We start from the raw sequence: 12277 nt of genomic DNA, 5'->3' as shown, positions 1-12277 counted from the left end.
TCACTTCCTCCCTGAGTTTCAGGCGGCTTTTTCAGGCCGCTCTGCCTCTTTCAATTTCCAATACCGACCGCGTTACAAGCTCGGCCGTGACACGGCCTTGCGCTTCCTTTGCGGCCACGGTCTCGACGTGATCCCGGATTCTCTTGGCCGCTGAAATCCGCGTCAGGACGGATTGACGCTCAAGATAGTGATCAAGAACCTCGCTGGCCCGGCTGTCCCAGCTGACCTGCGCAGTCATGGTCCGCGCAGGTGTGGCATCTGTGACATCAAGCGCGGTGCCGAGCGGAAGGATATGGAACAGCGCATCGAACAGGGCGTTGCAATATTCCTGAACGATATAGGTCGCCCCAGAGTACCCCATGAAGGGAGTTCCAGGATGCCGCCTTATCAGCGCACCCGGAAACGAGGCCGGTATCCAGATCGACTTGGCGCCCACTTCCTGCAGGTACATGCGTTCATTGTAGCTGCCGAAGACGACGAGTGGTGGCGAGGCGTGGATCGCGGCACGCACCTGGTCGTTATCGGTTTTCTGGCCGGCTGAACGGGTAAACCCAAACGCGCAGCTGACGCCGAGATCATTTTCGAGGAAGTTCCGGATGCCTTTTGCGTGGGTTTCATTGGCCACGATGCCGAAGCTTGCCGTGGCAAAGAAATCCTGGGTGACCGAGCGCCAGAGGTCCCAGAGAGGCTTCAGGGTCGAGTGCTTTTCCGCCTCGATGAACGGCTCAGGGTCAAGACCTGTCAACTCTCCCAATGCGCGCAGGAAACGTGTCGTCGAATGCAGCCCGACGGGCGCCTGCAGATAAGGCGTTTCAAGCGCTTCACACAGCGCGCGGCCAAACTCCCGGTACATGCAGATATTGACGTCTGCATTCAGAAGACCGCGGATTTCCGACACATGCGAGCCTAGCGGAAAGACGAGGTTTATCTCTGCCCCGATGCCTTCGACGAGCCGTCGGATTTCCGCGAGATCTGAAGCAAGGTTGAACATGCCGTAGGACGGGCCAATGATATTGACGCGGGGCCTGGCGCCCTCTTTCCTGTCTGGTTTGCGGGGATTGCGCCCTTTGGTCTGCGCAAACTCCGTCCAGAGCCACAGGAGCGCCCGGTCAGCGCTCTGCCACTGGTCTTCATCGATCGTGCGCGGGAGGAAGCGCTGGATGTTGGAGCCTTCCGGCGTCACGCCCCCGCCGATCATCTCGGCGATAGAGCCTGTGACCACAACCGCAGGCAAAGCCGGATCAAGTGCGGCCCGGGCGCGCTTCATCGCTGCCTCTGTGCCATGCTGACCCAGTTCTTCTTCACCAAGTCCGGTAACAACGATTGGCAACTCATGCGGCGGCAGAGCATCCGTATAATGAAGAACGGAGGTAACGGGGAGATTTTCGCAACCGACAGGCCCGTCGATGACGACCTGCAGGCCTTTGATTGCGGTGAACACATACACCGCGCCCCAATAACCGCCTGCTCTGTCATGATCCTGGATCAGCATCCTGTGGGTGCCTCCAGATTTGCTGCCTGGCGGGCCCGCGCGGCGAGCTTGCGGGTCTGATGGATGCGGAACTCGTCATGCGTATCGGGCTGGCCCTGCCAGACGCCGGCAGTGTCACCTGAGCCTACGCCTTCAAAGAAGGCCTTCATCTCGTCAAACCGTGCCTGGCCGGCAATCGCGGAGTTGACGACATCTGCCAACGATCCGGCGCCAGCTGGCCCCATAAGGGGGCGGGCCGAAATGAGGTTGGTGAAGTAGAGCGCTGGCGTTGCTGCCTCTTTGGCTTTCTGAACGACGGGTGTTGTGCCGATCGCGAGATCCGGGCGGAATTCCCGGAATGCGGCGAGATCCTGCTCCAGCGACGCCCGGAACTGGACATGTACGCCCTTGGCTTCCAGCCATTCCCGGTCAGGGTCCGACCAGCGGGTGCGCGGCAAGGCCGTTCCGACATAGCGGACATCTGCGCCGCTTTCGATCAGGAGGCGCGCGACGAGCAGCTCTGAGCCCTCATACCCCGATAGGGTAATCCGTCCCCGGATTGGCTTGGCCAGAAGGGCGCTGGTAATGATACGGCCGAACTGGTTGCGGGCCGCATCAATCCGGTCTGCCGGCACATTGGCGGCTTCACCGATTGCTTTCAGCCAGGCATCCGTACCTTCAGCGCCAACCGGCGCGGACCCAACAACCGGGCGGCCGGCAGCTTCAAATTCCCGAACTGACGCGGTGTAGAAAGGGTGGACGGCGGCAACGACAGCGCCATCCAGAGCCGTGTAGAGCTCCCGCCATTCCCGGGTGGGCACTACGGCGCCCGCCGCGAGGCCAAGTGGCTCAAGCATCCGGCCGATCATAACCGGATCGACGGGAAACATTTCTCCCAGCAGCGTCACTTTCGGAAGGTCGGCAGTATCGCCCGCAGCCCGGCGGACTGGACCGGCTTCAGCTTCTTTCCGGGCATAAGACAGCATGGCAGCGGCCAGTACGTCTTTGGCTTCGGCATGAGTGGGAACACCAAAGCCTGGAACATCTATCCCGATGATGCGGACGCCATTGATCTCATCCGGCAGAAGGCGAAGCGGCACACCCGAGGCTGTTGGCACACAGAGGTTTGTAATGACGATCGTGTCGTATTTTTCCGGATCGGCTGTTTTCTCGACCGCTTCCTTGATGTCTTCAAAGAGCTTTCCGGTGACCAGCGTCTCCGAATTGAAGGGCACATAGCCGACCGAGCGCTTAGCGCCATAGAAATGGGAAGTGAAAGTCAGGCCATAAACACAGCAGGCTGAGCCCGAAAGGATTGTCGCAGTCCGGCGCATCCGCAAGCCTACGCGCAGTGAACCGAAGGCCGGGCACATGCTTTGAGGCTGGTCGTGCGGTCCCTGGGGATAATCCCGGGCATAGCCGTCGAGCAGTTCACTGTTGCCAGCTGCAGCAGCCGCTTTCCTCAGTTCGTCCTTGCCAGCATGGCAACCAGATGCTTCTGCCACTGGCGCAGGCGCCTCTGCGTGGCTCGCGGCGGGGGCTGCCCGGCGGGTGCGATTTTCCAGAAGCGTAACGCGCGGGCCGGTCATCGAGATCAAATCTCCTCGTAGACGACTTCGAGGGAACGCTTTTCGACGTGCTCAACCCCGCACATGTCGGCAAACGTCGCAGGCTCCAGCACGATGTCGCCGCCCGTATCCTTGGAAGAAAAGAGCGACAGCAAGCCGTCCTGCACCAGCGGCGTCGGACGATTAGGCACGGACGCTGCGATGTTCTCTGCGAGCTCGGAAAAAAGCGCGCCCCAAGGCGAAGAAGCCGTGCCGACAATCTGGTAGTTTGCCGACTTGCGGCGAATGTCTTCGTTCGCGGGGATGGTGGCGAGCACGGGTATGCCCACGGCCTGCGCAAAGGCGGCCGCCTCACCCGTCCCATCATCCCGGTTGATGACCATTCCGGCCACGCCGACATTACCGCCCATCTTGCGGAAATATTCGACTGCGGAGCAGACATTGTTGGCGACATAAAGGGACTGAAGATCGTTCGATCCGACGACGATCACTTTCTGGCACATGTCCCGGGCAATCGGCAGGCCGAAGCCGCCGCACACGACATCCCCGAGGAAATCAAGGAGAACATAGTCAAAATCCCAGTCATGGAAGCCGAGCTTTTCAAGCAGCTCGAAGCCGTGAATGATCCCGCGGCCGCCGCAACCCCGGCCCACTTCAGGGCCGCCGAGCTCCATCGCGAAGACGCCGTTACGCTTGAAGCAGACATCACCGATGGCCACTTCCTCGCCGGCGAGTTTCTTCTTTGACGACGTCTCGATAATGGTCGGGCAAGCCTTGCCACCAAACAGGAGCGAGGTTGTGTCGGATTTCGGATCGCAGCCGATGAGCAGCACGCGCTTACCCTGCTCAGCCATCATGCAGCTGAGATTGGCGAGCGTGAAACTCTTGCCGATGCCGCCTTTGCCATAGATTGCGATGATCTGGGTTTCCTTGCGGACAGGGCCGGACGCGACACTGTCGGGCTCGATTGCTGCCTCTGCGCGCAGGGCATCTGCATACTCGTCCGAAGAATTGCGGCGCGTGAACCGGATATCGTCAGCCATTTAAACCATCCCAATCAATAATCATCTTGAGGCAAGCTGGATCGGAGAACGCAACGCGATAAGCCTCCCCTGCGTCGCCCGCTGTAAACTGGTGCGTAATCAGGCCCCGGAGGGAAAGGCGCTCGGTAGCGATGAGCTCCCCGACCGCCACGACATCTTCAGGCTGCCATTCAGCAGCGATTCGAAGTCGCATCTCTTTCATAAACGCTGCCGGAAATGCGAAGGACGGCCGCTCGGAATAGAACCCGGCCAGCACGATCTCGGCGCCGCGCGCGCAGTGGGGCAACGCCTTGTCGATGATGAGCGCGTCGCCGCTCAGATCGCACACAGACATGTAGTTGCGGCGGGTATCTTCTTCCGGCGCGATGACGCTGTAGTCAGAGGCATCCCGGCGCGCGGAATTGGTTTCCCACACGACGGGCGACGTGCCGCCAAGGGCGATGACAACCCTTGCCGCAAGGCGCCCAAGTACGCCGTGGCCAATGATGAGTTCGGGAAGATTGCTCCCGGCCACGGCATGATACGCCGTCGCCGCCAATGCCAGAAGAACCCCTTCCCGGGGGTCTTCCAGATGAAGCGGGTGCGCCCGGCTGCCCGCAACGATCAGATGGGACGCTGCGCCACCGAATATCCCGCCTGCATCGCGGAAACAGCGCGCACCTGGAACAAAAACAATCTCGCCAAGGCGCGACGGCGCTTCAGGAGAATAGATGATCCTGCCAACGGCTTCGTAGCCAGGCACAAGTGGATAGGAGAGGCCCGGAAAGGGCGGCATGTCGCCCGACCAGATCAATCGTTCCGTACCGGTACTAATACCGGACCAGAGAATCTCAACGGCAACGTCGCCCTGCTGCGGCGCGTTGAGTGCAAGGCGGTCAAGACGGACAGTCCGCTTTCCATCGAATAGCACGGCGTCAGCGAATCCGGGGGGGGCCACCTGCGCGCCGACAGACGCTGCCGATGCGGGCTGAGTGGGACTGATCCCGTATGACTCGAGTATGCCCGTTTCCATAAGTGTCACTTTATGTTGACATGTTCTAGTGTCAATCTTTATTTACGTCGCCTTGGGGAAGACACATCCTCAAAGAGGTCAACTGGCCTCAAGGGCGCAGGTCAGAAGTGGCGCGCGGGTCGGCTTCCGGATAATCCGCGTGAAGCCGGCAGCGCGCAGCATTTGGCTGATCTCGTCAAACGAGCGGGGACGGCCCCGGCCCATGGCCCAGAGATACATGCCGAAATAAGCGTCCCCCATCTTTGCCGCGCCCGGCGTATTGGCCATTGGCTCGGCGAGCACCAGCCTGCCTTTGGGGGGCAAAGCCTGCCGGATATTGCTCAGGAGACGTGCAGCTGGCGGGTCATCATGATCATGCAGCACCCGGATCAGCGTGATGGTATCAGCGCCCTGGGGGAGCAGGTCGGTATGAAAATCGAGCCCATACGTCTCCAGGCGGTCAGCGAGCGGGCTGGCCGCGAGCCGCTGGCGCGCCTGCTCGGCGACAGGCGGGAGATCTGCAAGGCGCAAGGCAAGTTTCGGATGGCGCATACCGGCCCTTTCGAGAAATACGCCATGGCCGCCACCAACATCCATGAGCACCCTGCTGCGACTGAGGCCGGCAACCCGGATGACTTCCTCGGCAACGAGCACCTGAGTCTCTGCCATCAAACGCGAATAGGCTCCTGCCTCTTCCGGGTCTGCGCCCGCGCCATAAGCCCAGAACCGTCCGAGTCCGGTTTCCGGTGTCCGCAACCGAAGGCGATCCGTGACGTTCTCAAGGTCCTTGTAGAGCACCTGATGATGACGGATCATGGCAAAGACGGACGGATTTCCCAGCAGCGCGGCGCCGGTCTCTCCAAGGGCGAACCGCCCGTCTGTCTGGCGGCGCAGCACGTTCAGGGATGTCGCGGCGAGCATCAGGCGTTCCGCACCGGCTAGTCCTATCCCGGAGGATATTGCGAATTCTGCCGCCGACACCGGCCCGTCAGCTGCGCGCTGGATAAGGCCTGTGTCAACGGCGCCGGAGAGTATCTGGGAATAAACAAAGCCCGCAACGAGATCGAAACTCTCGGCGGCTTTTCGGTTGGCAATTGGCCGCGTTAAAGGATTGGCGATGGCAAACGCCTGAAAGGCAGGGTTTGCGATCAACCGGTTTTTCCAGGCAGCGAGCCGGTCTGAAACGCTCATCCCGGCCTCCTTGGCGCGCAGCGGACCTTCAGGCCACGCGCTGCATCAGGCTCTTGGGAACAAGTCGGGCCGCCTGCGCCGCCACGATTTGCTTCAGGAACGGCGCGCCATTGCAGTCGGGCACCGCCGCAGCAGCAGCCTCGACGGCGTGACTGAAAATTTTGAACGCACCTTCGAGGCCAAACGCTTCAACAGCGCTTGGGCGGCTGTGCGCAGCGTCCTGCCCGGACGGCTTGCCAAGAGCCTCTTCCCCGAGCAGCACATCGCGCAGATCATCGGCAATCTGATACGCTTCGCCCAGGCGAATGCCGAGTGCGCGCCATCTTGCCGGGTCCATACCGGCCGACGCAGCGCCTGACATAGTGGCGGCCACAAAAAGCGCGGCGGTCTTGGCCTGATGATAGGCGCTCAGGTTGATGATCGCCTCGCTTTCCCACGCCTGTCCGGCAACAATTCCCCGAGGGGAGCCGGTTGTCTCGGCAAGGACACGGCTGAGGCGCATGCAGGTTGCCGGCGCGCTGGCCACTTCCCGGAGCAGGGTCTCGAACGCCATCACAATCAGCGCGTCGCCGGCAAGGATGGCGATCGGCTCACCGAATGCCGCGTGCACGGAAGGGTTACCCCTGCGCAACTCCGCCGCATCAAACGCTGGCAAATCATCATGAACCAGCGAAGCGCAATGCATGAGCTCGATGGCAGCCCCGGCCGCCGCAGCAATCGGTAGACATTCCGGCTCGCCACACGCGGCTGCGACAGCGACACAGAGCCTTGGCCGCACCCTTGCGCCACCGGGAAAAACCGCATGGTGGATCGCCCTGACCAGCAAGGGCGGCGCCTCACCTTCGGATGCGAAGTTAACCGAACGCTCGAGCACCCACTCGATCAAAGCATCTGTATCCATGAGCGGCCTCCATGTGTCATAGTAACTAGTCATATCTATGTGTCAATTTATATTGACGCTTAAGGAGTTGCGAATGACGAGCCCAATGGCGAACGTTGAAAAAACCAGAAACGGCCTGTTCGACCGCCCCGTCGCGCCGAGGGGCTATGCCTGGTGGTACATCGACGCCATCAGTGATGACGGCGAGTATGCCCTGACACTGATCGCCTTCATCGGCAGCGTCTTTTCTCCCTATTATGCCTGGTCCGGCCGCACCGATCCGCTCAACCATTGCGCCCTGAATGTCGCCCTCTACGGCAGTCAGGGCCAGCGCTGGGCGATGACGGAACGCGGCCGCCGCAGCGTCCGGGTCGCGCCGGATGAAATCGGGATCGGGCCGAGCGACATCAGCTGGGACGCCAACGGCCTCACCATCAGCATCCGCGAAACCGGCATGCCGATCCCCTTCCCCGTCAGGGGCAAGGTGCGCCTGGTGCCCCGGACGATAAATGACCGTCTGTTCGCAATTGACGCCGGCGAATCGCATCATTGGCGCCCGGTCGCGCCGCTCGCAGATGTCGAGGTGGTGTTTGACCAGCCTGGCCTCTCCTGGCGGGGAACAGGTTATTTCGATATGAACTTTGGCGACAGCCCGCTTGAGGAGGCTTTCGGCTACTGGGACTGGTCCCGGATGCATCAGAAGAACGGGACGACTGCCATCAGCTACACTACCGACTCCCGCGACGGGCTACAGACCAGCCATGCCCTCCGGTTCCTGAAGGACGGGACCCTAGAAACCGGGCATACCCTGCCTGCCATCGAGCTGCCCGCCACACGTATCTTCGGGATCCGGCGGCGCACTTGCCCGCTGGACACTGCGCCTGTCCAGCTGGGCAAAACCCTTGAAGACACACCGTTTTACAGCCGGTCCACCATCAGCTCACGGATCGATGGGCAATGGGCTTCCGGGGTTCATGAAAGCCTCGACGGAGACCGGCTGCGCAAGGCGCTGGTCAAGTTGATGCTGCCGTTCCGGATGCCGAGACGCGCCTGAGCTGGCGCGTCAAACCGGACCGTCGGCGCGCCGCTCTGCCTCTTCTTCTTCCTTGGTTTTCTTGATGGCCTTGTCTGTCTGCCAGAGTTCCCAGAAGCCCCAGGCCAATGCGGCGCCGCTGAAAAGGACAAGCTCGAGCAGAAAGAGGGCATGAAACTCCGGCATCAGGCTGCCCAAGCTATTCCATCACGGAGCCGGCATCCCGCCGGCGCTCCATCTGCAGGAAAAGGTCCATGACCCACGCCCAGCCTGCCGGAGACGAAGCGCCAGGCAGCTCGGGGAGCGGGCGGCTGGCCACCGCCTGCAACAGGAATTGTGCTGATGGTTCCGCTTCGGAATGATGGGCCCCGGCCTGCTGCGGCCACGCCGCGCGTGACGCAAGAAAGAGTTTGCGGCCCGCCGAAACAGCGGCGCGGCGGGTGATCGAATCGAACGCATTGGCCTCGATCACGCGGCCAATGTCCTTGTAAATCAGGCCGGCTGCGCGGATTGCCGTGCGGCAATCGGGGCGCAGATAGTCTATTCCGGCAAAGCCCGAGACATAAAAGCCTTCAGCTTCTTGCAGCGTCCTTTGAACAAGCGAGCGGATCTGGCGGTCCGGGCCGGAAACCGAAAACAGGTCGGCGCGGGAGACACCGGCCTCCTGAAGCCAGTCTTCCGGCAGGTAGCACCGCCCGGCGGCGGCGTCCTCGCCGACATCGCGCGCGATGTTGGTCAGCTGCATGCCAATGCCGAGATCGATGGCCCGGGCGAGCGCGTCAGGCCGCCGCTCGCCCATGACCAGTGCCATCATGACGCCGACTGTTCCGGCAACCCGGACGGCGTAGGCCTTCAGATCGTCGAATGACTGGTAGACGCGTCCGTCCGCGTCCCAGGCAAACCCCTCAAGCAGAGCCTCGGGGATGGCGCGCGGAATGGCGTACTCACTCACGACCCAGGCAAACATCCGGTCAACGGGGCTGTCCTCCGGCCGCCTCGAATAGGCTGAAGCAAGCCGGCGGCGAAGGCTGGAAAGGGCCGCATGCGGATCCCGGCCTTCATCGATCCGATCATCGGCGACCCGGCAAAAGGCGTAGAGGGCGCGCGCTGCCTGGCGAACCTCCGACGGAAGGATCAGGGACGCCGCATGAAAGCTCTTTGAGCCTTCCCGGATCAGACGGGCAGATTCGGCCAAGTCAAACTTGGACGGCGGGGCAAGATCAGAGGATAAAGACAGTTCTGTCCACATGGGATGACACTATTGCCTGTCCATCCAGAAGTCCGCAAGCTGTTCCTGACGAACTCCGTCAAAATAGCTTGCGGACTACTCTGACAGGCCAGGAAGCTTTCAGGCCATCTGGATTCAGTGCACTTTTTGCTTTACACAAAAAGTGTCTATTTCATTTGACGCTCGGTGTAACAGGGTGACCAAGACAGTTCTTCTGACACTCGGCCGTCTGCCAAAGGCACTCGAACTGGCTCGTGCTTTGGGCGGCCTCGGGGCACGGGTCCTTATCGCCGAACCCTTCGCCCTGCATGTGTGCCGGGCCTCAAGGAGCGTGGAGCGCTGCTTCCGGGTCCCGGCGCCCAACACCGATCCTGTAGCCTATCTTGACGCAGTTGAGAAAATCATCAGAGCCGAGAAGGTCGATATACTCGTTCCAGTATCCGAAGAAGCGCTGCATGTAACCAGGCTGGCATCACGCCTGCCGGAAAATTGCGTGATATTTGGCCCGGATCACCAGCAGATTGTTCGCCTGCACGACAAGCTTTTATTCAATCGCCAAGCGGCCCGGCTTGGCCTCGCCGTTCCGGAAACATTTGAAGGCCATACACCGGAGGCTGACGCGCTGGCGCTGCGGAGTGACTATATCGTTAAGCCACAGCATGGTTGCTCCGGCATCGGCATTTCCCTCAGGCGTCAGGCAAGCCCCCTGACGACGGCCGACCGCGCACCGGGCATGATCGTGCAGACCCGACTTCCCGGGCGGCACGTCAGTTCCTTTACCATCGCCCGCAATGGAAAGGTTCTTAGGACGGTTCTTTATACCGGACTTATCCATTCCGGGACCGTCAGCGTCTGCTTTGAACGCGTCGATGACTGCCCCCATGCCCAGCGCTGGGTAGAACACTTCGTCGAGGCCGAGAATTATTCCGGCTTTATCTCCTTCGACTTCATTGAGGATGAAAATGGCATCGCACAGGCAATCGAGTGCAACCCGCGCCTCACCAGCGGCATACACTTCGCAGATCCTGACGCGCTGGCCAGGCTTGTGATGTTTCCCGAACAAAGCAACGAGGTAGAGCTGCGCCCCAGCCGCCGCTTTCAGGAGGCACATACAGCCCTTCTCCAAGTCTACGGATCAGTGTTCAGACCGGGCGAATTTTATCGTCGCCTGAAAGCCTTCCTGACATCTAAGGACGTCCTGTTCCGGGTTTCAGATCCCTTGCCCTTCCTGCTTTTTACGCCGCTTTCCTGGCCGGTCCTGCGCCAGGCCCTGACGGGCACATCGCTGGGAACGGCAGCAACCCGCGACATCGTCTGGACCGAGATGGGCCCGGCCGACAGTAACGGCGCCAAAGATCAGCTATGATGCCGGGCAAGGGTGCACATTATTTCGCGCGCGGGCCGTGTCGTGAGCCTCGCAACCGGGCGGACTGGACCTGCACGGCTGACATCGAAATCGAAACGCCGCGCCAGGCTTGCCAGGATAAGTATGGCTTCTGCCGTCGCAAAGCCTGCCCCGACACAGGTGTGCGGTCCGGCACCAAACGGGATGAAAGCTCCCGGGGAACGTTCAAAGTCGCCGCCCGGGAGGAAACGCTCAGGATCAAAACGATCGGGATGGCGCCAGTGGACCTTGTGCCTGTGCAGCGTCCAGGGTGCGATCATGACAAGGGCCCCCCGCCTTATCCGGCGCCCGCCGATGAACGTCTCTCGCAAAGCTACCCGCGGAATGAAGGTTATCGGCGGATAAAGCCGCAATGTCTCTTGAAAAACCGCGCGCGCATAGGGCATTCGGCGCGTGTGCTCGAAGGCCACATCGCCCCCTTCAGTAACCTTTTCGGTCTCCGCTCGCAGCCGCTGCATGATATCAGGACGCGTGGCGAGAATATAGAAGGCCCAGGTCAGCGCGCTGGCCGTCGTCTCGTGACCGGCAAGAAAGAACACACCCAGCTGGTCGATGAGTTCCTCCCGGCTGAACCCTTTATCGGTCTGCTTATCGCGCGCAGCCATGACCGCAGCAGCAATGTCATCAGAGCCGTCATGCCGGTCAATAAGCGCTCCCAGATGCCCGCGGATCCGGGTACAGGCAGCAAGAACGTCCGGCTTCTGAGGAACCTTTTTCCAGGCCGGATCCACTATAAGGCGGAGTATCCCTACCTGGGCCACATGGCGCTCGAATACGAGGAAATCGTGGAAAACGTCCCGGGCAACCGACGAATCCAGAGACACGGAAAAAACTGTCCTGCAAATAATGTCTGCAGTCAGATGGCTCAATGCAAGGTCAAGGGAAAAAGGTTCTCCCGATCGAGCCAGCCCGTCGAGGTGGCGCTCATGATCCATCAGCGCCCCCCTCATTGCCCTGAAGGCAAGAGAAAGTCGCATATGGGAAAAGGCCGGGTCGATCATGGCGCGCTGCCGGCGCCACTTCTCACCATCGCTGACAAAGATGGACTCTCCAATCAACGCCTCAAGCGCCCCAACCATGAGATCACTCTTGGGAAAAACAGCCTCACGGTCTTCCAGGATCTGGCGCACGGAAATCGGATCATTGAAGAGGATTATCGAGCGGCGAGAGTATCCAAGCGGTCCGGACGCCACGCGGTAAGCCGATGCCGGCAAGAGGGACAGAAGATTACCCTCCCCCTGCCAAAGCGTCCGCAGGAGTGCGGCGACAGGCCAGAGAGGCCGAGGACGCGGCGGATCGCTGTCACGGATCTTTCTGCCAGACAACGCCTACGCCTGTGTTCCAACCATATGCCGGACATATAGCATATCCATGCCTATTCACCATGCCTTCGAAACGCTTATTGCTCTCCATATCATCACCGGCGCACCTGGCCTGATATGTTTCTGGCTTCCAGTGGTCGCACGC

General features: G+C 60.9%; 11 protein-coding genes. 2 read left to right on the top strand and 9 right to left on the bottom strand.

What is annotated here, in order from left to right:
* Positions 1-31: 31 nt before the first annotated feature.
* The 6 genes from bchZ to KG722_RS12410 form a co-directional block, all read right to left on the bottom strand.
* Positions 32-1492 carry a chlorophyllide a reductase subunit Z gene (gene bchZ / locus KG722_RS12435; protein WP_213272102.1) on the bottom strand — a complete coding sequence of 487 codons (1461 nt, stop codon included), beginning with the start codon at positions 1490-1492 and terminating at the stop codon, positions 32-34.
* Positions 1486-3060 (bottom strand): chlorophyllide a reductase subunit Y, encoded by a 1575-nt coding sequence (gene bchY, locus KG722_RS12430; protein ID WP_213272101.1) that lies wholly within the window; start codon positions 3058-3060, stop codon positions 1486-1488. The genes bchZ and bchY overlap by 7 nt, the downstream gene beginning before the upstream one ends.
* A 5-nt stretch (positions 3061-3065) precedes the next feature.
* Positions 3066-4082, bottom strand: coding sequence for a chlorophyllide a reductase iron protein subunit X (locus tag KG722_RS12425; protein ID WP_213272100.1), 1017 nt, complete (start codon positions 4080-4082; stop codon positions 3066-3068).
* Positions 4075-4992, bottom strand: a complete 918-nt coding sequence (gene bchC / locus KG722_RS12420) for a chlorophyll synthesis pathway protein BchC (RefSeq protein ID WP_213272099.1) — start codon at positions 4990-4992, stop codon at positions 4075-4077. The genes KG722_RS12425 and bchC overlap by 8 nt, the downstream gene beginning before the upstream one ends.
* Before the next feature lie 180 nt (positions 4993-5172).
* A complete protein-coding gene (locus KG722_RS12415; protein ID WP_213272098.1) occupies positions 5173-6264 on the bottom strand; it encodes a methyltransferase in 1092 nt (363 codons plus the stop codon).
* Between the two features lie 28 nt (positions 6265-6292).
* The gene (locus KG722_RS12410; RefSeq protein WP_213272097.1) at positions 6293-7165 is read right to left on the bottom strand and encodes a polyprenyl synthetase family protein; all 873 of its coding nucleotides are present in this window, start codon (positions 7163-7165) and stop codon (positions 6293-6295) included.
* 73 nt (positions 7166-7238) lie between these two features.
* On the opposite strand from KG722_RS12410, the gene KG722_RS12405 reads away from it, so the two are divergent.
* Positions 7239-8198, top strand: coding sequence for a carotenoid 1,2-hydratase (locus KG722_RS12405; RefSeq protein WP_213272096.1), 960 nt, complete (start codon positions 7239-7241; stop codon positions 8196-8198).
* Positions 8199-8207: 9 nt separating this feature from the next.
* Here the strand turns inward: KG722_RS12405 and KG722_RS12400 are convergent, their stop codons facing one another.
* Both KG722_RS12400 and KG722_RS12395 read right to left on the bottom strand, forming a co-directional pair.
* Positions 8208-8363 (bottom strand): hypothetical protein, encoded by a 156-nt coding sequence (locus KG722_RS12400; protein ID WP_213272095.1) that lies wholly within the window; start codon positions 8361-8363, stop codon positions 8208-8210.
* 13 nt (positions 8364-8376) lie between these two features.
* The gene (locus tag KG722_RS12395) at positions 8377-9426 is read right to left on the bottom strand and encodes a phytoene/squalene synthase family protein (RefSeq protein ID WP_213272094.1); all 1050 of its coding nucleotides are present in this window, start codon (positions 9424-9426) and stop codon (positions 8377-8379) included.
* Positions 9427-9601: 175 nt separating this feature from the next.
* Between KG722_RS12395 and KG722_RS12390 the strand changes: the two genes are divergently transcribed.
* Positions 9602-10771, top strand: a complete 1170-nt coding sequence (locus tag KG722_RS12390; protein WP_213272093.1) for an ATP-grasp domain-containing protein — start codon at positions 9602-9604, stop codon at positions 10769-10771.
* On the opposite strand, the gene KG722_RS12385 is transcribed toward KG722_RS12390, so the two are convergent.
* Positions 10762-12135, bottom strand: a complete 1374-nt coding sequence (locus KG722_RS12385) for a cytochrome P450 (RefSeq protein ID WP_366910239.1) — start codon at positions 12133-12135, stop codon at positions 10762-10764. The genes KG722_RS12390 and KG722_RS12385 overlap by 10 nt on opposite strands.
* Positions 12136-12277: the final 142 nt, after the last annotated feature.

Source organism: Hyphomonas sp. (genome assembly GCF_018402285.1).
Taxonomy (GTDB): Bacteria; Pseudomonadota; Alphaproteobacteria; order Caulobacterales; family Hyphomonadaceae; genus Hyphomonas.
Note: the sequence above shows the minus strand (reverse complement) of the source record. Positions and strands in the feature narration are given on the sequence as shown.

Excerpts from the sequence above, each read along its gene's own strand:
- KG722_RS12410 (WP_213272097.1), bottom strand. The coding sequence starts at position 7,165 with ATGGATACAGATGCTTTGATCGAGTGGGTGCTCGAGCGTTCGGTTAAC.
- KG722_RS12425 (WP_213272100.1), bottom strand. The coding sequence starts at position 4,082 with ATGGCTGACGATATCCGGTTCACGCGCCGCAATTCTTCGGACGAGTAT.
- KG722_RS12405 (WP_213272096.1), top strand. The coding sequence starts at position 7,239 with ATGACGAGCCCAATGGCGAACGTTGAAAAAACCAGAAACGGCCTGTTC.
- bchZ (WP_213272102.1), bottom strand. The coding sequence starts at position 1,492 with ATGCTGATCCAGGATCATGACAGAGCAGGCGGTTATTGGGGCGCGGTG.
- KG722_RS12400 (WP_213272095.1), bottom strand. The coding sequence starts at position 8,363 with ATGCCGGAGTTTCATGCCCTCTTTCTGCTCGAGCTTGTCCTTTTCAGC.
- bchY (WP_213272101.1), bottom strand. The coding sequence starts at position 3,060 with ATGACCGGCCCGCGCGTTACGCTTCTGGAAAATCGCACCCGCCGGGCA.
- KG722_RS12395 (WP_213272094.1), bottom strand. The coding sequence starts at position 9,426 with ATGTGGACAGAACTGTCTTTATCCTCTGATCTTGCCCCGCCGTCCAAG.
- KG722_RS12415 (WP_213272098.1), bottom strand. The coding sequence starts at position 6,264 with ATGAGCGTTTCAGACCGGCTCGCTGCCTGGAAAAACCGGTTGATCGCA.